This window comes from Streptomyces sp. NPDC050806 (assembly GCF_055586425.1).
In genome coordinates this window covers 673,963-694,777 of record NZ_JBVJIF010000003.1, presented here as the reverse complement: position 1 = coordinate 694,777, position 20,815 = coordinate 673,963, and the positions used below count along the sequence as shown (strand labels likewise).

The following is a 20,815-nucleotide window of genomic DNA, read 5'->3' as shown; positions in this document are numbered from 1 at the left end:
CGTCACCTCCCCGGCGCCGTGCGGGCGGCCTCTGCGGCCACCGCGCGGAAGCTGCGGACCGTGGCACTCCAGCGGAAGCGGGCGGCGCGCAGCTCGGCCGCTCGGCCCATCGCGTGGCGCCGCTGCCCGCTGAGGGCGAGCGCGCACCAGTGGGCGGCGAAGGCGCTCTCCCCTCGTGCGAGCAGGCCCGTCACCCCGTCATGCACGGAGTCCCGCAGGCCCGGTATGTCGAAGCCGACGGCCGGGGTGCGCCGGGCGGCGGCCTCCATGACCACCAGGCCCCAGCCCTCGATCAGGGAGGGGTGCAGCAGCAGCCAGGAGCGGCAGAGCAGTTCGTGCTTCTCGCGCTCGCTCACATGGCCCGTGAAGCGGACGCCGGGGCCCGCCAGGTCCTCCAGGCGGCGGCGCTCCGGCCCGTCCCCGACGATGACCAGGCGGCCGCCGGTGACCGGCCGTACGCGCTCCCACAGACGCAGGAGCAGGCCGATCCGCTTGTACTCGACGAGTCTGCCCATGGCCAGGAACAGCGGTTCGGGGGACTTCGGGAGCAGCGGGCCCGGCTCCTCGACGCCGTTGTGGACCAGCCGGATGCGGTCCCCCGGTACGCCGAGGTCCCGCAGCGCCTCTGCGGTGGAGTCGGAGACCGCGACCATCAGGTTGCCGCGATGGGTGCCGGCCAGCGCCCAGCGCTCCAGGCTGCGGCCCAGGCGCGCGGCGGGGGCCGGATAGCGCAGCCCCCACAGGTCGGTGTGGACGTGGTTGACCAGACAGAGCGTCGGCCCGCTGTGCCACAGGGGCGCCAGGTAGGGCATGCCGTTGCACACCTCGACCAGCAGGTCGCAGTCGCCGACCTGGCGGGCGAACTGCCTGCGGACGCGCAGGAAGTGACCGGCGTCGCCGCCCGCGGAGACGACCCGGTAGTCGCGGTGTGCGGCGGGCCCGCCGCACAACAGCGTGACCTGGTGGTCCAGGGCGGTGAGCCCTTCGGCGAGCCGGTCGACGAGCAGTTCGGAACCGCCCGCCGCGGGGTTCCCGAGGTCGCGGCGGGCGAGGAAGACGATGCGGCGTGGAACGGGCGGCGCGGCGGTACGGGACGGTCTGCGGGCGTGCGGACGCACCGGCTCGCGCCAGGGGCGTACGGGCTCCAGGGCAGGGGCGTGCGGCAGCGGCGGCACGTGCTGGGGCATCAGCGCTCCAACTCGTCTCAGGGTGCGGTACCTAGGGTGGGGGACGTACTGCGTACTGAGCCGTGCGGAACGAGCCGACCGGAAAGTGCCGGTGGCCCGTGGGGTCGTCAGTGTTCGCCGCGCGCCCCGCTCTGGCCACTCACCGGAGTGACAAATTCCGGCCCCGCTGCGTCCGGTTGTTCGTCACCGCGCGCAGTATCGGGGCGCGGCCGCCGCCCGATCGCCACCAGGACGGCGCCCGCCAGGGCCAGTACGCCGCCCGCCCCGGCCGTCCACGGCGGGACCGTCTCACCGGCCAGCCGCAGCTTCGTGGCGTCCGCGTCCGCCAGCGCCACCTGGGCGCGGCGGGTGGCGGGCGTGAAGCGCAGCCGGCGGCCGTCCAGCAGGGTGACCACGTCCCGCTGCCCACCGGGCACCCGCAGCGTCCTGCGCGGCGAGATCACCGCGTCGATGATCCGGCCGGTGCGCCGGTCCACGACCAGCTCGATCCCGGCGTTGGCGTACCACTCCTCGGCCTGGATCTGCGGCTGCTTCGGCCGGCCCACGAGCTTGCCCGGCACCTGCCTGCTGCCGGTCCTGGCGGGCGGCACGGACCCGGTGAACGCATAGCCCTCGTAGCCCGCGACGCGCCGCTTCCCGGCGTACTCCAGCGGGACCGCCGCCTGCAGTGTGTCGTCCCACCAGCGGTAGGTCCGCCGCTGCACATCGAAGGGGAACTTCAGGTACGCCTCGCCCTCGTAGTGCGCGGGGGACTCGCCACAGCAGTGCACCGGCTCGTTCGTCCGCCGGTCGGAGACCCAGCGCGCCGTGGTCCACAGCAGCGACTTACGGGGGTCCTTCAGCCGCAGCGTCCGAGGGGTGTCGACGGTGGTGGACACGTCCCACACGGCTTGGCCGCTGCGCTCACTGGCCGCCACGTCGCCGAGCACGTGACGGGTGACGGTGATCCGGCCCTTTCTGGTCTCCAGGTCCGCCGTCTCGAAGTAGCGCCCGGTGCCGGTGAAGACCGTGGTGACATCGACGTCCACGGGGGTGCGTGCGGCGCGCGGCGCCACGTACCAGGCGAGCATCGCCGCCAGTACCAGCAGGAACACACCGCTGCCCAGCAGGGCCAGGGAAAGGGGTGAGGCAGTCTTCCGCATACGGGCACTCCTGTGGTGAGGCAGGGGCGGGGGGCAGTGCACGTGGAGCGACTTCGGTGGCCCGGGACCCGGGCAGGCCGGCCGGGCTGCGGCGCTGTACGAGGACGGGCGCACGGGCCCGGGCGGGACACGGTAGCGGCGGCCCCGCGGGGGCGCGTGGCGGTGTACGGAGGCGGGCCGAAGGAAAGCCGGAAGCGGGCCGAAAGCGTCCCGGAGGCGGTTCCCGGCCATCGGCCCGGGAACCGTAGGGGAGTACTTGACAGCCCGTCAACTCCCTTTCAGACTCGGCACATCGCGCCAGCCGTCAGACCGTGCCGGGCGCCGCGCCCGCCGCCACGACGAAGGGTCAGCCGCGCCATGCCGAGACTGCTCGCCGCCACCCTGACCTGTATCGCCGCCGCCGCGCTCGCCGTCGGCGCGGGCCTGGGCGCCGCCGCGCTGAACGCCACACCGGAGCAGCCGAACGTCCCGCTGGTCACCTTCGACCGGACCGGTGAGTAGGCGGGCGGCGACCGCCGTGGGCCCGGCCTGGCGGGACGTGCCGCGCCTCCAGGTGCACCGCTTCGCCACCCTGGCCATGGACCGGGTTCCCACCCTCGCCGAGGAGATCCTGTGCGAGATCCGGCGCGAGTTCCCGCAACTGCCGGTCGTCCTGGACGAACTGGGCGAGCCCAAGGCGCTGGTCGGCATCCGCCGGGCGCTGGAGCACTTCGTCACGCACGTCACCACGGGCGGTGAGCGGCCCCAGGTGCCGCCGCAGGACTTCCAGGACTTCGGCCGGGGCGAGGGGCTGCACGGCCGCAGCCTGGACGCTCTGCAGGCCATCTACCGGCTCGGCGTACGGCTGGCCTGGCGGCGGCTCGCGGAGATCGGCCAGCAGGCGGAGATCCCGGCCCCCGCGATGTACGAACTGGCCGAATCCGGCTTCGCGTACCTGGACGGGCTGGTCGCCCAGTCCGTACGCGGCCACGCCGAGGCCGCCGCCCGGCAGGCCGGCGAGCGGCTGCGGCTGCAGCGGCAGCTGATGGCGGAGCTCCTGGACGGCGGCCCGGCCGTCGCGGAGCGCGCCGCCCGGATCGGCTGGCCGCTGCCCGAACGCGTCGCCGTCGCCGTGCTCACCCGGCCCGCCCGGGAGGCCGTGGCGCCGGCCGTCGGGCCCGGCGTCCTGCTGGACATGGAGCGGGAGCGGCCGTGCGTGATCCTGCCCGAACCGGACGCGGCGGGCCGCCACGAACTGCTGGCGCGGGCCACGTACGGCTGGTCGGGCGCGGTCGGGCCGCCCGTACCGCTCGCCGCTGCCGCCGCTTCACTGCGCTGGGCGGAGGCCGCGCTCGCCCTCGTGGAGCGCGGCCTGCTGCCCCCGGGGGAGCTGCTGCGCTGTACCGAGCACACCGAAGCGCTCGTCCTGCTGCCCCCCGAAGAGCTGATCGCCGACCTCACCCGGCGCAGCCTCGCGCCCCTGGAGAGCTGCGGCCCGGGTCACGCCCGGCGGCTCGCCGACACCCTGCTCGCCTGGCTGGAGACGCGCGGCGGCGCCCCCGAGGTGGCCGCCCGGCTCGGCGTGCACCCGCAGACCGTCCGCTACCGGCTGCGCCAGCTCCGCGACCTGTGGGGCGCGGACCTGGACGACCCGGACCGCCGCTTCGCGCTGGAACTGGTGCTGCGCGCGCGGCGCTTACAGGAGGGCGCGGCGGCGGGCGGGACGGCCACCGAAGGGCGCCGGGTCAGCTGAAGTCGAGATCGCCGGTGCGGGTCCGCTTGAGCTCGAAGAACTTGTCGTAACCGGCGAGCAGCCGGGCGCCGTCGAAGACGCGTACCGCCTCCTCGCCGCGCGGGATCGCGGACAGCACGGGCCCGAAGAAGGCCACCCCGTCGATGTGGATCGTGGGCGTGCCGACCTCGGAACCGACCGGATCCATGCCCTCGTGGTGGCTCTTGCGCAGCGCCTTGTCGTAGGCGGTGCTCTGCGCCGCCTCGGCCAGCTCGGCCGGGAGCCCGGTCTCGGCCAGCGCCTCCGCGATCACCGCGGCCATCTCCTCGCCGCGGCCCTCGTTGTGGATACGGGTGCCGAGCGCGGTGTACAGGTCGCGCAGCACCTCCTCGCCCCGCTGCTGGGCGGCGGCGATGCAGACGCGGACCGGGCCCCAGCCCCGCTCCAGCAGTTCCTTGTACTGGTCCGGGAGGTCCTCGCGGTCCTCGTTGAGGACGGAGAGGCTCATGACCCGGAAGCGCAGGTCGAGGTCGCGGTGGCGCTCCACCTCCAGGATCCAGCGGGAGGAGATCCAGGCGAAGGGGCAGAGCGGATCGAAGTAGAAGTCGACGGCAGGCCGGCTGTTCTCGGTGGTCATGGCCTCAGATTAGAGCGCGGTGGTTCATCCCGCGTCGGTACGGGCGCCGCCGCCCGTGTCCGGTGCACCGCCCGTGTCCCGTGCGCCGTCCGCGTGCTGCGTGCCGTCCGTGTCCGGTGTGCCGACCGCGGCGTCGGCGTCGGCGTCGTCCAGGCCCAGCATCCGGCGCAGCAGCTCCTTGAGCACCGTGCGCTCGGTGACCGTCAGGCCGCCCAGGGGCTCGCGGGCGAAGCCGAGCGCGGCCCGCAGCTCCCGCGCGGTGGCCCGGCCCTCGTCGGTCGGCGCAGCGAGCTTGACGCGGCGGTCGGCCGGGTCGGGGCGGCGCTCGACCAGGCCACGGGACTCCAGGCGGTCCACGATCCCGGTGATGTTCGACGGCTCGCACTTCAGGCGCTGCGCGATGCGGCGCATGGGCAGCGGCTCGCGCGCGAGCAGACCCAGGACGCGGGCCTGGGCGCCGGTCAGCGCGTACTCGGCGGCCGCGTGCTCGTACTCCTCGTGATAGCGGGCGACGACGGTGCCGATCAGTTCCACGACCTCAAGGGTCAACGGGTCGGTGCGAGGCGTCATGCACACGAGGATAGCGCGTTGCTTGACAACGTGAAATATTCAGGAGCATGGTTGTTTCAGTAACTGAAACATCTTCCGTATCTGGAGGCTCCGGGCATGTCCGCACTCCCCACGACCGGCCGTGAATGGCACCTCGTCGCCCGCCCGCAGGGCTGGCCGACCCCGGCCGACTTCGCTCTGCGCGAGGCTCAGGTCCGTGAGCCCGGCGAGGGCCAGATCCTGGTCCGCAACCGCTACTTCTCCGTCGACCCGTACATGCGCGGCCGGATGAGCACCGCGAAGTCCTACGTCGAGCCGTTCGAGCTGGACAAGCCGATGCAGGGCGGTGCGGTCGGCGAGGTCATCGCCTCCAACGCCGAGGGTTTCGCCGTCGGCGACCAGGCGCTGCACTTCGCCGGCTGGCGCGAGTACGCCACGGTCAACGCCAAGACCGCGGTGAAGGTGGACCCCGACGCGGCCCCCCTGAGCACCTACCTCGGCGTGCTGGGCATGCCGGGCCTGACCGCCTACGCCGGTCTGCTGCGCGTCGCGGACTTCAAGGAGGGCGACGCGGTCTTCGTCTCCGGCGCCGCGGGTGCGGTCGGCGGCCAGGTCGGCCAGATCGCCAGGCTCAAGGGCGCCTCCCGGGTGATCGGCTCGGCCGGCTCGGACGAGAAGGTCAAGGTCCTGCTGGAGGAGTACGGCTTCGACGCGGCGTTCAACTACAAGAACGGCCCGGTGAAGGACCAGCTCAAGGAGGCCGCGCCCGACGGCATCGACGTCTACTTCGACAACGTCGGCGGGGACCACCTGGAGGCGGCCATCGGGCGGCTGAACCTGCACGGCCGGATCGCCGTCTGCGGCATGATCTCGCAGTACAACGCGACCGAGCCGACCCCGGCCCCGCGCAACCTCGCCCAGATCATCGCCAAGCGCTTCCGCATGGAGGGCCTGCTCGTCGGTGACCACTACGACCTCCAGCCGCAGTTCGTCGAGGAGGTCTCGGCGTGGGTGCGGTCCGGCGAGCTGAAGTACCGCGAGACGTTCGTGGAGGGCGTGGAGAACGGCGTCGAGGCGTTCCTCGGCCTGCTCCGCGGCGAGAACACCGGCAAGATGGTCGTCAGCCTGCCCGCCTGACCGGGACGGCGAGGCGCGCCCGGCGCGGTCCGGGGCGCCGGTCAAGCCCCCTGGCCGGCGGGACCCTTGCGGAGGACCGCTAGGCTCGGGGCAAGCCGTCGCGATCGTGGGCGCGAGTCGCGGCGTACGTACGAGAGGAATCCGTATGTCCATCCAGCCCGTCGACGTCGTCTACACCGCTGTCGCCACGGCGGAGAACGGCCGTGACGGCCGTGTCGCCTCCGACGACGGCAAGCTCGACGTCGTCGTCAACCCGCCCAAGGAGCAGGGCGGCAGCGGCGCCGGCACCAACCCCGAGCAGCTCTTCGCCGCCGGGTACAGCGCCTGCTTCCAGGGCGCGCTCAGCGTGGTGGCGCGCCAGGAGAGCGCGGACGTCTCCGGCTCGACGGTGACCGCCAAGGTCGGCATCGGCAAGACCCCGGCCGGCGGCTTCGGTCTCAAGGTCGAGATCTCGGCCTCGATCCCGAACGTCGACGCGGACACCGCCAAGGCGCTGGTGGAGAAGGCGCACCAGGTCTGCCCGTACTCCAGCGCCACCCGCGGCAACATCGAGGTCACCCTGACCGTCGGCTGACGCCGCGCGTCTCCCGGAGCCGCCGTACGCCGCGAGGTGTGCGGCGCCTCCGCCCAGGAGCTCGGCCTTGAGGGCCGCATCCTATGAAGGGCCGCACCCCACGCAGGGGTGCGGCCCTTCGGCGTACGCGCACGAAGTGCCGCAGCGCCCCAGACTCGGACCGCCCCGCGCCGGCCTGCCCCGCGCCGGAGGGGCACGCGGCCTTCGCGTGCCCGCGAGTTCGTACGCCGCGGCGGGCCCGTACGCCGGGGCCCGTACGCCGCAGCGAGTCCGTGTCCGCTGTCCGGCGCGAGCCCGGCCCGTACCCTCGCGTGCCCGTCCGCCCCGATGCGGGGTGTCGGGGCCGTCGCCGCAGGGGTGAGGCGGTCTTCCCGTTGTGCGCAGGGACGGGCACCATGTGTCCGGTGTGACGCAGGCTACTCGTGCGATGCCTTGACGGGAGGGTCATGAAATCGATTACGTAGGCGCCGCAGTCACGCACGTAATCGATTTCATCGCGGCGGCCGGGCGGAGTCCCGCCGTCCGTGCTCCACGGCAGAACGGGATGGCAAAGGCGCCATGGCGAACATCAAGGACGTGGCCGAACGGGCCGGCGTGTCCGTCGCCACCGTCTCGCGCGTCCTCAACGGCAACTCGCCGGTCGCGGCCACCCGGGACCGCGTGCTCGCCGCCGTGGCCGAGCTCGGCTACCGGCCCAACAACGTCGCCCGCGCCCTGCGCACCGCCCGTACCGGCGCGCTCGGCCTGATCATCAGCGACCTCACCAACCCGTTCTTCACCGAGCTGGCCGACGCGGTGGAGGACGAGGCCCGCAGCCTTGGCTACAGCCTGGTGATCGGCAACGCCGGCGAGAGCCCGCAGCAGCAGGACGATCACATCCGTACGCTCGTCGACCGGCGGATCGACGGCCTGCTGGTCTCCTCGGCCGGTACCGGCTCGCCCGTGCTGCGCGAGGTCGCCGCGGCCGGCACGCCGCTGGTGCTGCTGGACCGTGCCGTGGACGGGCTCGACGTGCCCTGTGTACGGGCCGACGGCCGGGACGCGCTCGTCGACCTCGCCGCCCACCTCGCCGCGCTCGGCCGCCGCCGCCCCGCGATCATCGTCGCGCCGGCCGGTACCCGCACCGGCACCGACCGGCTGCGTTCCTTCCGGGAGGCGCTGTGGGCGTACGGCATCGAGCTGCCCGACGAGCGGGTCGGCTCGACGCCCGACCTCCAGCACACCGGGGGCCGCCGGGTGATGCGCGGCTTCCTGGACCTGCCGGAGCCGCCGGACGCGGTGCTGGCCACCGACAACCTGATGGCGCTCGGCGCGATGGACGAGCTCCGGGCGCGGGGGCTGCGGGTGCCGGACGACGTGGCGCTGGTGGTGTACGACGACGTGCCGTGGTTCGCGCACACCGATCCGCCGCTGACCGCCATCGCGCAGCCGACACGCGAGCTGGGCCGGGCGGCCGTCCACACCCTGCTGGCCCGCATCGAGGGCAGACCCGCCGAGTCCGTCCTGCTCCCCGCCCGCCTCGTACCGCGCCGCTCCTGCGGCGAACCGGACGAAACACCGCGCCCCGGAGCCACGGAGCCCCCCACCCTCGGCGCCGAAGGCGGCCCCGCTTCCACCCATGGCGCCGCCTCCACCGGCCGCCCGGACCCCACCGCCAGCCAAGGCCCCGCCTCCCCCCACGGCCCCGGCTGCGCCGAAGACCCCGGCCGCGCCGGAGGCCCTGCCTCTACCGACGGCCCCGCCGCCACTTCCCCGGAGGGCGTCGAGTCCTCCCACAGTTGCGAGACCTCAGACGACAGCCACAACGAGAGGGGCAGCGCATGACCGGCGTCAACGATGACGTACCGGGCGGCCGCGAACTGCTGCGCGTGGAGGGGGTGACGAAGTCGTTCCCCGGAGTGCGGGCGCTGGACGGCGTGGACATGAGTCTGCGCGCCGGCGAGGTGCACGTACTGCTCGGTGAGAACGGCGCGGGCAAGAGCACCCTGATCAAGATGCTCTCCGGCGCCCACCGGCCCGACGGCGGCCGCATTCTGGCCGACGGCGGTCACGTCAAGGACGGTCACCGGGCCGCGGCCGACGACGGCGGCGCGGGCCTGCGCGAGGTGCACATCCGCTCCGCGCAGGACGCCGAACGGCTCGGCATCGCCACCATCCACCAGGAGTTCAACCTCGTCCCCGGCCTGACCGTCGCCGAGAACGTCTTCCTCGCCCGGCAGCCGCGCACCGCGCTCGGCCTGGTCGACAAGAAGACGATGCGGGCCCGCGCCGCCGAGCTGCTGGCACGCGTACGGCTGGACGTCTCCCCGAACACGCCCGTCGCCGAACTGGGCATCGCCCGGCTCCAGATGGTCGAGATCGCCAAGGCGCTGAGCCTGAAAGCGCGAATACTGATCATGGATGAGCCGACCGCCGTGCTCACCTCCGAGGAAGTGGAAACGCTCTTCGGGCTCGTCCGCGAGCTGCGCGAGGCCGGCGTCGGCATCATCTTCATCACCCACCACCTGGAGGAGATCGGCGCGCTCGGCGACCGGGTCACCGTGCTGCGCGACGGCCGCTCGGTGGCCGAGGTGCCCGCCGGCACCGACGAGGACGAGCTGATCCGCCTCATGGTGGGCCGGGACATCGCCGAGCAGTACCCGCGCGAGCGCCCCGAGGAGCCGGGCGCGCCGCTGCTGCGGGTGCGTGGGCTGAGCCGTAACGGGTCCAAGGGCGGGCCGGTGTTCCAGGACATCGGCTTCGAGGTGCGGGCCGGGGAGGTCGTCGGTGTCGCCGGGCTGGTGGGCGCGGGCCGTACCGAGGTCGCCCGCGCGATCTTCGGGGTGGACGCGTACGACGCCGGCACCGTCGAGATCGACGGCAGGGAGCTGGCCCGCGGCGACGTGCGCGCGGCGATGCGCGCCGGGCTGGGCCTCGTACCGGAGGACCGCAAGGGCCAGGGGCTGCTCCTGGACGCGTCGCTCCAGGACAACCTCACCCTCGCCCGGCTGCACCGCGACACCCGCGGCGGCCTGGTGGACCGGGGTGCGCAGCGGCGCGAAGCCGCGCGGGTGGCGGGGCAGTTGAAGGTACGGATGAGCGGGCTGGGCCAGAGCGTCCGCACCCTCTCCGGCGGCAACCAGCAGAAGATCGTCATCGGCAAGTGGCTGCTGACCGACACCCGGCTGCTGATCCTCGACGAACCGACGCGCGGCGTCGACGTCGGCGCGAAGGTCGAGATCTACCGGCTCATCAACGAACTGACCGCGTCCGGCCGGGCCGTGCTGATGATCTCCAGCGATCTGCCGGAGGTGCTCGGGATGAGCGACCGGGTGCTGGTGATGTCCCAGGGCCGGCTGGCCGGTGAGCTGCCGGCCGCCGAGGCCACCCAGGACGCGGTGATGGAGCTGGCGCTCCAGGCCGCGCCCGGGACCACGAACAACGACGAGAGCGCGATGGAGGGCTCCGATGTCCACTGAGGTGAAGACGGGAGCCGCCGCGGAGGCGGTGGGGGAGGCGCCGGCCCGGGACGGCTTCGGACCGTGGTTCTCCCGCGCGGTGCTGCGGAACGGGCCGCTGGGCGGCCTGATCGCGCTGGTCGTGGTGATGGCGGTGCTGTCCGGGGACTTCCTGAACGGGCAGAACCTCCTCAACGTCGGCGTACAGGCCTCCGTCACCGCGATCCTGGCGTTCGGCGTCACCTTCGTGATCGTCTCGGCCGGCATCGACCTGTCCGTCGGCTCGGTCGCCGCGCTCTCCGCGACGGTCGTCGCCTGGGCGGCCACCACCGAGGGCCTGCCGATCGTCGTGGCCGTGCTCCTCGGGCTGCTGGTCGGCGCGGTGGCCGGCCTGCTCTCCGGCGCGCTCGTGGCGTACGGCAAGCTGCCCGCCTTTATCGCCACGCTCGCGATGCTCTCCGTGGGCCGCGGCCTCGCGCTGGTGATATCCGGCGGTTCGCCGATCGCGTTCCCCGCCTCGGTCAGCAAGCTCGGCGACACCCTCGGCGGCTGGCTGCCCGTACCGGTCCTCGTCATGATCGTGATGGGGCTGATCGCGGCGCTGGTGCTGGCCCGTACGTACACCGGGCGCGCGATGTTCGCCATCGGCGGCAACGAGGAGGCGGCCCGGCTCTCCGGCATTCACGTCAAGCGCCGCAAGCTGGTCATCTACGCGATGTCCGGGCTGTTCGCCGCGGTCGCCGGCATCGTGCTGGCGGCCCGGCTGACCTCCGCCCAGCCGCAGGCCGCCACCGGTTACGAACTGGACGCCATCGCGGCCGTCGTGATCGGCGGCGCCAGCCTCTCCGGCGGCGCCGGCAAGGCGTCCGGCACGCTCATCGGCGCGCTGATCCTCGCGGTGCTGCGCAACGGCCTGAACCTGCTGAGCGTCTCGGCGTTCTGGCAGCAGGTCGCGACCGGCCTGGTCATCGCCCTCGCGGTGCTGCTGGACACGTTGCGGCGACGGAGCGCGCGGTGAGGGGGAACGCGATGAAGCGGCGTACGACGCGCGGGCGCACCGGAGCGCTCGGGGTGGTGGGCGCCGTACTGGCCGCCGTCGCCCTCAGCGGCTGCGACCGGGGCGGGGACACGGACCTGGGCCTCGCCCTGTCCACCATGAACAATCCGTTCTTCGTGGGCATCAAGGCGGGCGCGCAGGCCGAGGCCGACCGGCGCGGGGTGAAGATCAACATCACCGACGCGCAGAACGACCCCACCCAGCAGATCAACCAGATGGAGACGTTCACCAGCCAGGACGTCAAGGCCGCGATCATCAACCCGGTCGACTCCGACGCCGCCGTACCGGCCGTGGGCGTCGCCAACCGCGCCAACGTCCCCGTCATCGCCTTCGACCGCGGCGTCAACGGCGGCAAGGTCGGCTCGACCATCGCCTCCGACAACGTCGCGGGCGGCCGGCTCGCCGCGAAGACCCTCGCCGAATCGCTCGGCGGCAAGGGCAAGGTGGCGTTCCTCGAAGGGCAGGCGGGCACCTCGGCGGCGCGCGAACGCGGCCAGGGCTTCGAGGAGGGCATCAAGAAGTACCCCGGCATCGAGGTCGTCGCCCGGCAGCCCGCCGACTTCGACCGCGCCAAGGCGATGGACGTGACGACCAACATGCTCCAGGCCCACCGCGACCTCGGCGGGATCTTCGCCGCCAACGACGAGATGGCGCTCGGTGCCTCGAAGGCGCTCGGCGCGAAGTCGGGCAAGTCCGTGCGGGTCGTGGGCTTCGACGGCACGCCGGAAGGCATCGAAGCGGTACGGAATGGGACCCTGACGGCGGTCGTCGCGCAACAGCCCGAGCTGCTCGGCAAGCAGGCCGTGGACTGGGCGCTCAAGGCCGCCAGGCACCAGCCGCTGCCCAAGGCGGTCAAGGTGCCGGTGGTGCTGGTGACGGAGAAGAACGCGGCGCGGTTCGACGGATGACCGCGGCGCGGCAGCAGGACACCGGGCGGCGGCACACCGCCGCCCGGCAGTGAACGAAGAATGGAAACGGCGGACGTGGACGCACACAACTACGACTACGACGTGCTGGTGGTGGGCTCGGCCAACGCCGACCTGACGGTCCGGGTGGACCGGCGGCCGGACGCGGGCGAGACCGTGCTCGGTACCGACCTCGTCGAGTCGGCGGGCGGCAAGGGCGCCAACCAGGCCGCAGCCGCTGCCCGGCTCGGCGGCCGGACCGCCCTGCTGGCACGGGTCGGCGAGGACTCCTACGGCGAGCTGCTGCTGAACGCGCAGCGCGCGGCCGGCACGGACGTCAGGCACGTCATCGCCGACCCGCAGGCCCGTACCGGCACCGCGATGATCATCGTCGGGGACGACGGGGACAACAGCATCGTGGTCTCGCTCGGGGCCAACGCGGCGCTCAGCCCGGAGGACATCGCCGCGGCGCACAAGGTGATCGCGGCCGCCGCCGTGGTCTCCCTCCAGCTGGAGATCCCGATGGAGACCGTGGAGGCCACGGTCACCGCGGCCCGCGAGGCCGGCACCCGCGTCGTGCTCAACCCCTCCCCGGCGCCCGAGAGCCTGGCCCCCCAACTGCTCGCCGCCGCCGACCCGCTGGTGGTCAACGAGCACGAGGCACGCCGGATCTCCGGCGCCGCGGACGGCGGCCCGGCCGACTGGGCCCGTGCGCTGCGCGCGCTCGGCGCCCGCTCGGTCGTCGTCACCCTCGGCGGCGACGGCGCGTACGTCCTGGACGCGGACGGGGCAGCGACCGTACCGGGCGTGCGGGTGACGGCCGTGGACACGACGGGGGCGGGCGACGCCTTCACCGGTGCCCTCGCCACCCGGCTCGCCCGCGGCGAGTCCCTGGCGACGGCCGCGCGCTACGCCGTACGCGTCGGCGCCGCCGCCGTCACCAAGCCCGGAGCGCAGCCCTCCTACCCGACGCCGGACGAACTCCCCGGCGCCTGAGGCGGGCCGCCGGCGCCCCGAGGGGCCAGCTCCGCCGCCACCGCGACCTCCGTACCGGCCAGTCCCACCGACGAGAACAGGGTGATCTGACCGGCGGAGGCGCGGCCCGGCGCCTCGCCCGCCAGCACGGCCCCCAGCTCGGCCGCGGCGGCCGGGTCGATGAGATGGTCCGGGCCGTACGCGACGGTCTGCGCCCGGGAGTCCGTGACGAGCACGTCCGCGCGCGCGATCAGCTCCGGCGGGATCTCCGAGCCCGTACGGGTCTTGGTGCCCAGCGTCGATATGTGCGTGCCGGGCGCGACCCAGTCGGCCTCCAGGACGGGGGAGCGGCTGGAGGTCGCGGTGATCACGACGTCCTGGCCGCGCACCGCCGCCTCGGCCGCCGGGGCCGCCACCGCCGCGAGGCCCAGCTCCGCGCGGACCCGGGCCACGAACGCCCGCAGCCGCTCCGGGCGGCGGGCGAAGACGGTCACCTCGGCCGGCCTCCGTATCTGCGCGAGCGCCCACAGCTGCGCGTACGCCTGGGTGCCCGCGCCGATCACCCCCAGCCGGGCCGCGTCGGGCCGGGCCAGCGCGTCCACCGCCACCGCGCCGATCGCGCCCGTGCGCCGCGGGCCCAGCTCCTGACCGTGCACGACGGCGAGCAGCGCGCCCCCGGCGCTGTCCCAGACGGCGACCAGCTGTGCTCCGCCTCGGGTGTCGTACGCCCGGAAGCCGTGCCGGGCGCCGGCGGTGTCGGCGCCCGCGGTGAACACCAGGTCGCGGTCGCCCACGGGCGCTGCAAGCCGGGCCGGCGCCGCCAGCTCCTTGCGGTGGTGGGCGAGGAGCGCCCGGCGCACCGCCGCCACCGCCGTCCCCGCGTCCAGCCGCGCCCGCACCTCCTCGTCACCGATCAGCAGCGGCGTCGTGTCCCGCGTCATGTGCTCAGCTCCTTCGGGCCGTACAGGCAGTGCTCCGCACCGGTCATCAATGCCCAGTAGCGGTCGCCGTACGACCAGTGCCACCACTCCGTGGGGTAGTTGACCAGGCCAGCGCCGGAGAGCGCGGCGCCCAGTATCCGGCGGTGGGCACGGGCCTCCGGGCTCAGGCCGGGTGCGTTCGTGTAGCACGCGCCGCCGCTCTCCTCGGGGTCGGCGTTGAGGCGTGTCCCCATGTCCGGCTCCGTGCCGTCGGCCGCGACCAGCAGCAGGTCCACCGCGCCGCCCGCGCTGTGCGGGGCGATCTCCGGCGGGGAGACGTACCGGCCGGCGGCGTCCCGCAGGCGTGCGGGCGGCCACTCCGGATACGCGGCCCGCAGCTCGTCGGTGTACTCCTCGAAATAGCGGCGCTGCAGGGCAGGCGGGCGGTACCCCTCCGCCAGCCGCAGCCGCAGGCCGTCGGGGAGCGACTCCTGGGCGCGCAGCAGCCGCTCCAGCACGCCCGCGCGCAGGAACGCGAAGGCGCCCGCCGGGTCCTCGCGGATCTCCGAGACCAGCAGCTCCGGCGCCGCCGTCCGCACGTCGACCAGCGGCTCGCCGCACTCCACGACCGGCACGGCCGCCACCGCCGGGTCCGTCATCAGTGTGATCCGCTCCCGCAGGTCGGCGAGCGCGAGGCCGGTCCCGGCACCCGCGTCGGCGATCCGCCCGCCGGCCGGGGACCACGCGCCGCTCAGCCCGCAGGCGGGGCCGGGGCTGCCGGGGCCGAGGCCATTGGCCAGGACCACGTGCAGGCCGTACCTCCGGGCGTCGGCCGCGTACTCCTCGGTCCGCTCCGCCGCACCGTGGAACGCGCTCGCCAGCAGCACCCCGCAGCCGTCCGCCGCGGCCCGCTCCCACACCTCGGCGTGCGCGGTGTCGTAGCACGTCGCCAGGGCGATGCGGAGGCCGCCGAGCGTGCACCGGCCGTCCGCGCGGCCCGGCGTGAAGACCGCCTTCTCCGGGCCGTACAGATGCTGCTTGTCGTAGCGGGTCAGCAGCGCGCCGTCCGGGCCGAAGACGTACGACGCCAGGGCCGGGCCGCCGTCCGCCGCGGGCGCCGGGCAGCCGACCACCGCCGCGGTGCCCGTCGCCCGGCAGGCGGCCGTCACCGGCGCGAGGACCGGGTCGTCCGCCGCGTACGCGAACCGGCCCGGCGCCGCCGCGATGCCGTCCAGCTCATAACCCGTCAGGGCCAGTTCGGCGAAGACGACGAGCCCGGCGCCGCGCCCGGCGGCCTCGGTGATCAACCCGGCCATCCGCGCGGCGTTGGCGGCGGCGTCCAGCGGGACGGGGGCGAACTGCGCTGCTGCGACGATCATTTGTCCATCATGCATCCGCCCACTGACAACCGGCACGACACGGCCTTCCGCACCAGCTCACGCACCTGGCCGACGATCGCGACGCGGTTGCGGACGAAGACCGGGTCGGTGACCGTGCCGGTCGCCGGATCGGTGTTCCCGGGCCCGAACTCCAGGACCGGGGTGTGCAGATGGCCGCCGGAGAGCGACGGATCCACCGCGTCCCGCAGCAGCGTCGCCCGGTAGGCGATCTCGTTGGAGAGGTAGTCGCCACCGCCGCCCGCGCGGGCCGTGGACCCCGGCGTCGGGCCGTCGGGGCGCTTCACCGGCTCGCTGCCGCCCGCCGGGATCTCGGTGACCTCGGTGTTGTCGTGCACCGGGTACGGGCCGGTCGCGCTGCCCGCGAGCGCCGCGTACGGCAGCGTCGTGCCCGTCCACTGGGGCTGCGGGCGGACCGTGGGCACGCCGCGCGGGACGGGCACCGTCTCCGTGCGCGACTCGCGCGCGTTGTCCGGGTAGCCGCCCCGCCAGGCCCCGTTGGTGCGCTCCACGTCGAAGCGGCCGGGCCTGCCCTGGCTGATCGTGGTGAAGAGATCGACCTGGCGCGGTCCGGGCCGGAAGCGCGGCAGCAGCGTGTGCTCCACGGTCCCCGCGGCGAAGTCCGACCAGCGGACCGGGAAGACCGCCGTCTCGATCCGCACCGTCCTCCCCGAAGCCGTACGCACCGTCGTCCCGTCCAGCGCCAGCGCCGCGGCGCCCGAGGGGTTGCTGCGCCGCGGATCGGCGTCCAGCTGGAACGGGTCGAAGCCGGTCACCACGACGCGCGTGACCCGCCGGCCCGCCGGAAGGCCGATCGAGTCCTCGCCCCGGGAGGCGCGCTCCAGCGCACCGGACAGCGCCGCACGCCGCGCGTCGGAGAGCCCGAAGGACGGCTGCCACTCCCGCAGCGCACGCGTCATCTCCAGCCGCGCCCAGTACAGCGGCCGGTCGTCGTCCCGGCTGAGATTCCCGCCCGCCGGGCCACGCCCCTGGACCCGGTCCACGGCCCGCTCCCACAGCGCCTGTCCGGCCCGCGCGACGTACCGCTTCGCCGCCCCGTAGGACCGCGTCGCAGCCAGCCCCCGGGCGAACTCCGGCCCGGCGTCGCCGAACCCGCTGCGCCGCAGGATCTCCCGCGGCGCCTCCAGGGCGAGCCGCTGCTCCTCCACGGCGACCGGCGACGGGCCCGTGTCCGGAGCCCGGTCCAGGGCGGTGGCCGGTGCGGTCAGGACCAGGGGGAGCGCGGTGGTCAGCGCGGCCCCGAGGGCGAGGAGCCTGGTACGTATGCGTCTCATGGGGCGAGTAAAGCGGGAGGGGTCCATGTGCCGGTAGAGGGCAACCGGACGCCGCTGCCTCACTCCGCCGTGAACGCGTACACCGTCCGCGACCGGAACACCTGTCCCGGGTGCAGCACCGTGCCCGGGAAGTCCGGACGGTTGGGCGAGTCGGGGAAGTGCTGCGTCTCCAGGGCGAGGCCGGCGCCCGCCTCATAGGGACGGCCGGTGGTGCCCGCGTACGTACCGTCCAGGTGCTCGGCGGTGTAGAGCTGTACGCCCGGCTCCGTCGTGGCCAGCCGTACGACGCGCCCCGAGGAGGGGTCGCTCAGCTCGGCCACCGGGCGCGGCGCGGGTGCCTCCTCGGAGGGCGTGCCGATCGTCCCGGAGCCGTCGCCGACCATGAACGTGTGGTCGTAGCCGCGGCCGACCGTACGGCGGGCCCGGAAGTCGAAGCGGGTGCCCGCCACCGGGGCCGGCGGCCCGGCGGGGATGCCCGTCGGGTCCACGGGGAGGTAGTGATCCGCTGCCATTCGGAGGCAGTGGGTCTCCGCGCCGCCGCTGCCGTCCCCGCTGAGGTCGAAGTACGTGTGGTTGGTGAGGTTGAGGACGGTCGGCGCGTCCGTGGTGGCGCGGTAGGCGCAGGTCAGCTCGCCGGCCGCGGAGAGGGTGTACCGGACGCGGACGTCCAGCGCCCCCGGGAAGCCCTCCTCGCCGTCCGGACTGGTCCGCCGCAGTTCCACCCCGTCCGGGCACGGCGCGGCGTCCCACACGGCCGTGGAGAAGTTCGCGACCCCGCCGTGCAGGCAGTTCGGGCCGTCGTTGGCGGGGAGGACGTACCGCTTCCCGCCGAGGGGGAAGGCGGCGCCTCCGATGCGGCCCGCGTACCGCCCCACCAGCGCCCCGAAGTACGACTCGCCGTGCGCCTCGTACCCGGCGGCGTCCGGGAAGCCGAGGGCGATCTCGCCCCGCTCGCCGTGCCGGTCCGGTGTCTCGATGCTCTGCACGACCCCGCCGTACGTCAGGATCCGTACCCGGACTGCGCCTGCTTCGAGTGTCCAGCGGTGGACGATACTGCCGTTTTCCAGGGTGCCGAAGGGCTCTTCGGCGGCGTGCGTCGCGCTCATGCGGTGACCTTATGCCCGCGCGCGCCCGCCCGTGCGCCGGGTCAGCTCCGGCCCTCGGCACGGGTGACGGTGCGGTAGGCCATCTCGGCCAGTTGCCGCTGGCCCCGCTTGCTGGGGTGGAACCAGTCCCATTCGCTCAACTCCCGACCGGTGAAGCGGTAGTCGAAAACCGCCTGGTCGAACCGGCAGCGGCGGTCGGACTCGCAGACCTCGCGCAGCGCCTCGTTGTACGCCACCACCTGGTCCCGCACCTCGGCTCTGCGGCTGTTCGCCGCGGACGAGACGTCGTCGGCGTCGCGCAGCATCGACTGGCAGATCCCGAGCTTCCACACCTGCTTGCCCACCGGGTTCTGCCTGCCCTGCGACCACAGACGCAGCAGATCGGGCACCGCGGCGACGTAGACCTGCGTCTTGGGCAGCGCCTTGCGCAGCTTCTGGAGGGCCGTCCGGAAACCGGCGCGGAAATCGGCCGTCGGCGTCATGGCGGAGGCGTTGTTGCGGCAGGCGTCGTTGGCCCCGACCAGGATCGTGACAAGTTCGGGTTTGTGCGGAATCGCGCGGTCGATCTGGCGTGGCAGATCGACCATGAGCGCTCCGGTGCGCGCGAAGTTCCAGGCGTGCCCGGACTGTTTCGCGACCAGGCGGCTCGCCAGGCTGCGGACCGCGGGGTCGGTGCCCGTGGCCCAGGAGGCGGCCGAGCAGTCGGCGAGCAGCCCGCAGGCGTCGAAGCCTGCCGTTATCGAGTCACCGAGCGCGGCCACCGAGTCCGGACGGGTGTCCCAAACCGGTGTGGGGGACGGGTGCGGACGGGCCGGTTCCGTGCGCCCGTGCGCGCCTGGGGAGTTGTCGTCGCCGGCCCCGGAACCGCAGGCCGGGACGGTGAGGAGCAGTGCCGTCACGAGTGCCGCCGGCAGCGTTACCGGCCGCCGGCGGGGGCGTGCGGCGGCCCGTTCGATCTTTGCCATCCCCTGTCCCCCTCCGACGTGCGAGTGATATCTCTTCCGTGAGCGACGGTACGTCACTCCTCGGCGGTCACAGCGCGGTAGCTTTGCCCCGTGGCCGTCGGGCGGCGACACGAAGGAGTAGCGCACTCCGTACGAACAAATTACAACACGTCATTTCCTGTCCCTTTTGTGGCGAATTGAGCCCCATGGTGTTTACTGTAGGTAACCTTGCGTGCTGGTGCCGAAGTGATCATTGGGGCAGAATGTCAGCAGCTGTCCCGGCCGCGACCGGAACGGGCACGAGGCCGCTGGGGAAGGCGAACCTCGAACCGTACTGGAGGTCCCGGTGACGACACGTGGAGTTCTGTACGTCCACTCCGCTCCGCGCGCGCTGTGCCCGCACGTCGAATGGGCCGTCGCGGGCGTCCTCGGCGTGCGCGTCAATCTCGACTGGATCCGCCAGCCCGCCTCGCCCGGCACCTGGCGCGCCGAGTTCTCCTGGCAGGGCGAGTCCGGCACGGCCTCCAAACTGGCCTCCGCGCTCCGCGGCTGGCACCTCCTGCGCTTCGAGGTGACCGCAGAGCCGTGCGCCGCCGCCGAGGGTGAGCGCTACAGCTCCACCCCCGACCTGGGCATCTTCCACGCCGTCACGGGAATCCACGGCGACATCCTGATCCCCGAGGACCGGCTGCGGGCCGCGCTGGCCCGCTCGGCGCGCGGCGAGACCGACCTGGAGGCCGAGGTGGCCAAGCTCCTCGGCAAGCCCTGGGACGACGAGTTGGAGCCCTTCCGGTACGCCGGCGAGGGAGCCCCGGTCCGCTGGCTGCATCAGGTCGTCTGAGGGGCGGCGGGACGCGCCGCGCGCCGTTGCCTTCGAGCGCACTCCAGCGCCTACGGTGCCCGCATGGCTGACAACACCTCAGTGGCAGTGCTCGGCACCGGGATCATGGGCGCGGCGATGGCCCGCAACCTCGCCAGGGCGGGCCTGGACGTCCGAGTGTGGAACCGCACCCGCGCCAAGGCCGAACCCCTCGCCGAGGACGGCGCACGCGTCACCGGCACCCCCGCCGAGGCCGTGGACGGCGCCGACGTCGTCCTGACGATGCTGCACGACGGCCCGGCAGCGCTGGAGACCCTGCGCGCCGCCGGTACGGCGCTCAGCCCCGGCACGGTCTGGGCCCAGTGCACCACCGCCGGCATCGAATCCCTCGGCGAGCTCGCACGCTTCGCCCAGGAACACGGCCTGGTCTTCGTCGACGCGCCCGTCCTGGGCACCAAGGCGCCCGCCGAGGCGGGACAGCTCGTCGTGCTCGCGGCCGGGCCGGGTGCCGCACGCGAACTGCTCGCGCCCGTCTTCGAAGCGATCGGCAGCCGTACGAACTGGATCGGCGAGAACGGCGACGAGGGCGCCGCCACCCGCCTCAAGCTCGTCATCAACAGCTGGGTGCTGACCGTCACCCACGGCGCTGCGGAGGCGATGGCCCTCGCCAAGGGCCTCGGCGTCGCCCCGCAGGAGTTCCTGGACGCCGTCGCGGGCGGCCCGCTCGACATGGGCTACCTGCGCGCCAAGACCCAGGCGCTGGTCGCGGGGGACCTCGACCCCAGCTTCGCCACCCGCACCGCCGAGAAGGACGCCCGGCTCATCGTCGAGGCCGGCGAGGCGGCCGGCGTCCGCCTGGACGTCCAGGCCGCCGGCGCGGAACGCTTCCGCCGCGCCACGGAACGGGGCCATGGCGACGAGGACATGGCGGCGTCCTACTTCGCGAGCTTCGACGAGAAGTAGGGACGCGCGCCGGCCAGTACGCGAGGAGGCCCGCCCCGGAGAGCCGGGGCGGGCCTCGT

16 protein-coding genes and 3 pseudogenes are annotated in these 20,815 nt (G+C 73.9%); 10 read left to right on the top strand and 9 right to left on the bottom strand.

Annotated elements, in window-relative coordinates:
• Nucleotides 1-2 precede the first annotated feature (2 nt).
• The gene (locus ACZ6WH_RS12400; RefSeq protein ID WP_469727883.1) at nt 3-1,187 is read right to left on the bottom strand and encodes a glycosyltransferase family 4 protein; all 1,185 of its coding nucleotides are present in this window, start codon (nt 1,185-1,187) and stop codon (nt 3-5) included.
• A gap of 107 nt (nt 1,188-1,294) precedes the next feature.
• Nucleotides 1,295-2,329 carry a cell envelope lipid trafficking protein PgfA gene (pgfA, locus tag ACZ6WH_RS12395; RefSeq protein WP_469727881.1) on the bottom strand — a complete coding sequence of 345 codons (1,035 nt, stop codon included), beginning with the start codon at nt 2,327-2,329 and terminating at the stop codon, nt 1,295-1,297.
• Between the two features lie 357 nt (nt 2,330-2,686).
• Here pgfA and ACZ6WH_RS12390 point away from each other — a divergent pair, with 357 nt between their 5' ends.
• Nucleotides 2,687-2,830 (top strand): hypothetical protein, encoded by a 144-nt coding sequence (locus ACZ6WH_RS12390; RefSeq protein ID WP_469727880.1) that lies wholly within the window; start codon nt 2,687-2,689, stop codon nt 2,828-2,830.
• Nucleotides 2,823-4,061: a PucR family transcriptional regulator gene (locus ACZ6WH_RS12385; protein ID WP_469727878.1), complete on the top strand. Its 1,239-nt coding sequence runs from the start codon at nt 2,823-2,825 to the stop codon at nt 4,059-4,061. The genes ACZ6WH_RS12390 and ACZ6WH_RS12385 overlap by 8 nt, the downstream gene beginning before the upstream one ends.
• Here the strand turns inward: ACZ6WH_RS12385 and ACZ6WH_RS12380 are convergent.
• Both ACZ6WH_RS12380 and ACZ6WH_RS12375 read right to left on the bottom strand, forming a co-directional pair.
• Nucleotides 4,054-4,677 carry a mycothiol-dependent nitroreductase Rv2466c family protein gene (locus ACZ6WH_RS12380; RefSeq protein ID WP_469727876.1) on the bottom strand — a complete coding sequence of 208 codons (624 nt, stop codon included), beginning with the start codon at nt 4,675-4,677 and terminating at the stop codon, nt 4,054-4,056. The two genes, ACZ6WH_RS12385 and ACZ6WH_RS12380, sit on opposite strands and share 8 nt — an antisense overlap.
• A gap of 150 nt (nt 4,678-4,827) precedes the next feature.
• Nucleotides 4,828-5,247, bottom strand: a pseudogene (locus tag ACZ6WH_RS12375) (MarR family winged helix-turn-helix transcriptional regulator); the annotation flags it as partial.
• Nucleotides 5,248-5,343: 96 nt separating this feature from the next.
• On the opposite strand from ACZ6WH_RS12375, the gene ACZ6WH_RS12370 reads away from it, so the two are divergent.
• The 6 genes and pseudogenes from ACZ6WH_RS12370 (at nt 5,344) to rbsK (ending at nt 13,332) form a co-directional block, all read left to right on the top strand.
• A complete protein-coding gene (locus ACZ6WH_RS12370; protein WP_432853864.1) occupies nt 5,344-6,363 on the top strand; it encodes an NADP-dependent oxidoreductase in 1,020 nt (339 codons plus the stop codon).
• Between the two features lie 145 nt (nt 6,364-6,508).
• A complete protein-coding gene (locus tag ACZ6WH_RS12365) occupies nt 6,509-6,937 on the top strand; it encodes an organic hydroperoxide resistance protein (protein ID WP_432853862.1) in 429 nt (142 codons plus the stop codon).
• Between the two features lie 558 nt (nt 6,938-7,495).
• A pseudogene (locus tag ACZ6WH_RS12360) lies at nt 7,496-8,485 on the top strand (LacI family DNA-binding transcriptional regulator); the annotation flags it as partial.
• A 272-nt stretch (nt 8,486-8,757) separates the two neighbouring features.
• Nucleotides 8,758-10,395 carry a sugar ABC transporter ATP-binding protein gene (locus ACZ6WH_RS12355; RefSeq protein WP_469727875.1) on the top strand — a complete coding sequence of 546 codons (1,638 nt, stop codon included), beginning with the start codon at nt 8,758-8,760 and terminating at the stop codon, nt 10,393-10,395.
• Nucleotides 10,385-12,339, top strand: a pseudogene (locus ACZ6WH_RS12350) (ABC transporter permease/substrate-binding protein). Before ACZ6WH_RS12355 ends, ACZ6WH_RS12350 begins: the two are co-directional and overlap by 11 nt.
• 60 nt (nt 12,340-12,399) lie before the next feature.
• Complete coding sequence (gene rbsK, locus ACZ6WH_RS12345; RefSeq protein WP_469727874.1) at nt 12,400-13,332, top strand: ribokinase; 933 nt, start codon at nt 12,400-12,402, stop codon at nt 13,330-13,332.
• Here rbsK and ACZ6WH_RS12340 read toward each other — a convergent pair.
• The 5 genes from ACZ6WH_RS12340 to ACZ6WH_RS12320 are packed head-to-tail and all read right to left on the bottom strand — an operon-like array spanning nt 13,299 to nt 18,994.
• A complete protein-coding gene (locus ACZ6WH_RS12340) occupies nt 13,299-14,252 on the bottom strand; it encodes an ornithine cyclodeaminase family protein (protein ID WP_469727872.1) in 954 nt (317 codons plus the stop codon). The two genes, rbsK and ACZ6WH_RS12340, sit on opposite strands and share 34 nt — an antisense overlap.
• On the bottom strand, nt 14,249-15,610 hold the full coding sequence (locus ACZ6WH_RS12335; protein WP_469727871.1) for a nitrilase-related carbon-nitrogen hydrolase: 1,362 nt from the start codon (nt 15,608-15,610) through the stop codon (nt 14,249-14,251). The genes ACZ6WH_RS12340 and ACZ6WH_RS12335 overlap by 4 nt, the downstream gene beginning before the upstream one ends.
• The gene (locus ACZ6WH_RS12330; RefSeq protein ID WP_469727869.1) at nt 15,607-16,923 is read right to left on the bottom strand and encodes a pyroglutamyl peptidase; all 1,317 of its coding nucleotides are present in this window, start codon (nt 16,921-16,923) and stop codon (nt 15,607-15,609) included. Before ACZ6WH_RS12330 ends, ACZ6WH_RS12335 begins: the two co-directional genes overlap by 4 nt.
• A 59-nt stretch (nt 16,924-16,982) precedes the next feature.
• Nucleotides 16,983-18,029: an aldose epimerase family protein gene (locus tag ACZ6WH_RS12325; RefSeq protein ID WP_469727867.1), complete on the bottom strand. Its 1,047-nt coding sequence runs from the start codon at nt 18,027-18,029 to the stop codon at nt 16,983-16,985.
• A gap of 41 nt (nt 18,030-18,070) precedes the next feature.
• On the bottom strand, nt 18,071-18,994 hold the full coding sequence (locus ACZ6WH_RS12320) for an SGNH/GDSL hydrolase family protein (protein WP_469727866.1): 924 nt from the start codon (nt 18,992-18,994) through the stop codon (nt 18,071-18,073).
• Between the two features lie 325 nt (nt 18,995-19,319).
• Here ACZ6WH_RS12320 and ACZ6WH_RS12315 point away from each other — a divergent pair, with 325 nt between their 5' ends.
• Nucleotides 19,320-19,814 (top strand): DUF3145 domain-containing protein, encoded by a 495-nt coding sequence (locus ACZ6WH_RS12315; protein WP_030618245.1) that lies wholly within the window; start codon nt 19,320-19,322, stop codon nt 19,812-19,814.
• A gap of 63 nt (nt 19,815-19,877) precedes the next feature.
• The gene (locus ACZ6WH_RS12310; RefSeq protein ID WP_469727864.1) at nt 19,878-20,756 is read left to right on the top strand and encodes an NAD(P)-dependent oxidoreductase; all 879 of its coding nucleotides are present in this window, start codon (nt 19,878-19,880) and stop codon (nt 20,754-20,756) included.
• The last annotated feature ends 59 nt before the right edge of the window (nt 20,757-20,815 follow it).

Coding starts and splice junctions, on each gene's coding strand:
- ACZ6WH_RS12400 (WP_469727883.1), bottom strand. CDS start 1,187: ATGCCCCAGCACGTGCCGCCGCTGCCGCACGCCCCTGCCCTGGAGCCC.
- pgfA (WP_469727881.1), bottom strand. CDS start 2,329: ATGCGGAAGACTGCCTCACCCCTTTCCCTGGCCCTGCTGGGCAGCGGT.
- ACZ6WH_RS12390 (WP_469727880.1), top strand. CDS start 2,687: ATGCCGAGACTGCTCGCCGCCACCCTGACCTGTATCGCCGCCGCCGCG.
- ACZ6WH_RS12380 (WP_469727876.1), bottom strand. CDS start 4,677: ATGACCACCGAGAACAGCCGGCCTGCCGTCGACTTCTACTTCGATCCG.
- ACZ6WH_RS12370 (WP_432853864.1), top strand. CDS start 5,344: ATGTCCGCACTCCCCACGACCGGCCGTGAATGGCACCTCGTCGCCCGC.
- ACZ6WH_RS12365 (WP_432853862.1), top strand. CDS start 6,509: ATGTCCATCCAGCCCGTCGACGTCGTCTACACCGCTGTCGCCACGGCG.
- ACZ6WH_RS12355 (WP_469727875.1), top strand. CDS start 8,758: ATGACCGGCGTCAACGATGACGTACCGGGCGGCCGCGAACTGCTGCGC.
- rbsK (WP_469727874.1), top strand. CDS start 12,400: ATGGAAACGGCGGACGTGGACGCACACAACTACGACTACGACGTGCTG.
- ACZ6WH_RS12340 (WP_469727872.1), bottom strand. CDS start 14,252: ATGACGCGGGACACGACGCCGCTGCTGATCGGTGACGAGGAGGTGCGG.
- ACZ6WH_RS12335 (WP_469727871.1), bottom strand. CDS start 15,610: ATGATCGTCGCAGCAGCGCAGTTCGCCCCCGTCCCGCTGGACGCCGCC.
- ACZ6WH_RS12330 (WP_469727869.1), bottom strand. CDS start 16,923: ATGAGACGCATACGTACCAGGCTCCTCGCCCTCGGGGCCGCGCTGACC.
- ACZ6WH_RS12325 (WP_469727867.1), bottom strand. CDS start 18,029: ATGAGCGCGACGCACGCCGCCGAAGAGCCCTTCGGCACCCTGGAAAAC.
- ACZ6WH_RS12320 (WP_469727866.1), bottom strand. CDS start 18,994: ATGGCAAAGATCGAACGGGCCGCCGCACGCCCCCGCCGGCGGCCGGTA.
- ACZ6WH_RS12310 (WP_469727864.1), top strand. CDS start 19,878: ATGGCTGACAACACCTCAGTGGCAGTGCTCGGCACCGGGATCATGGGC.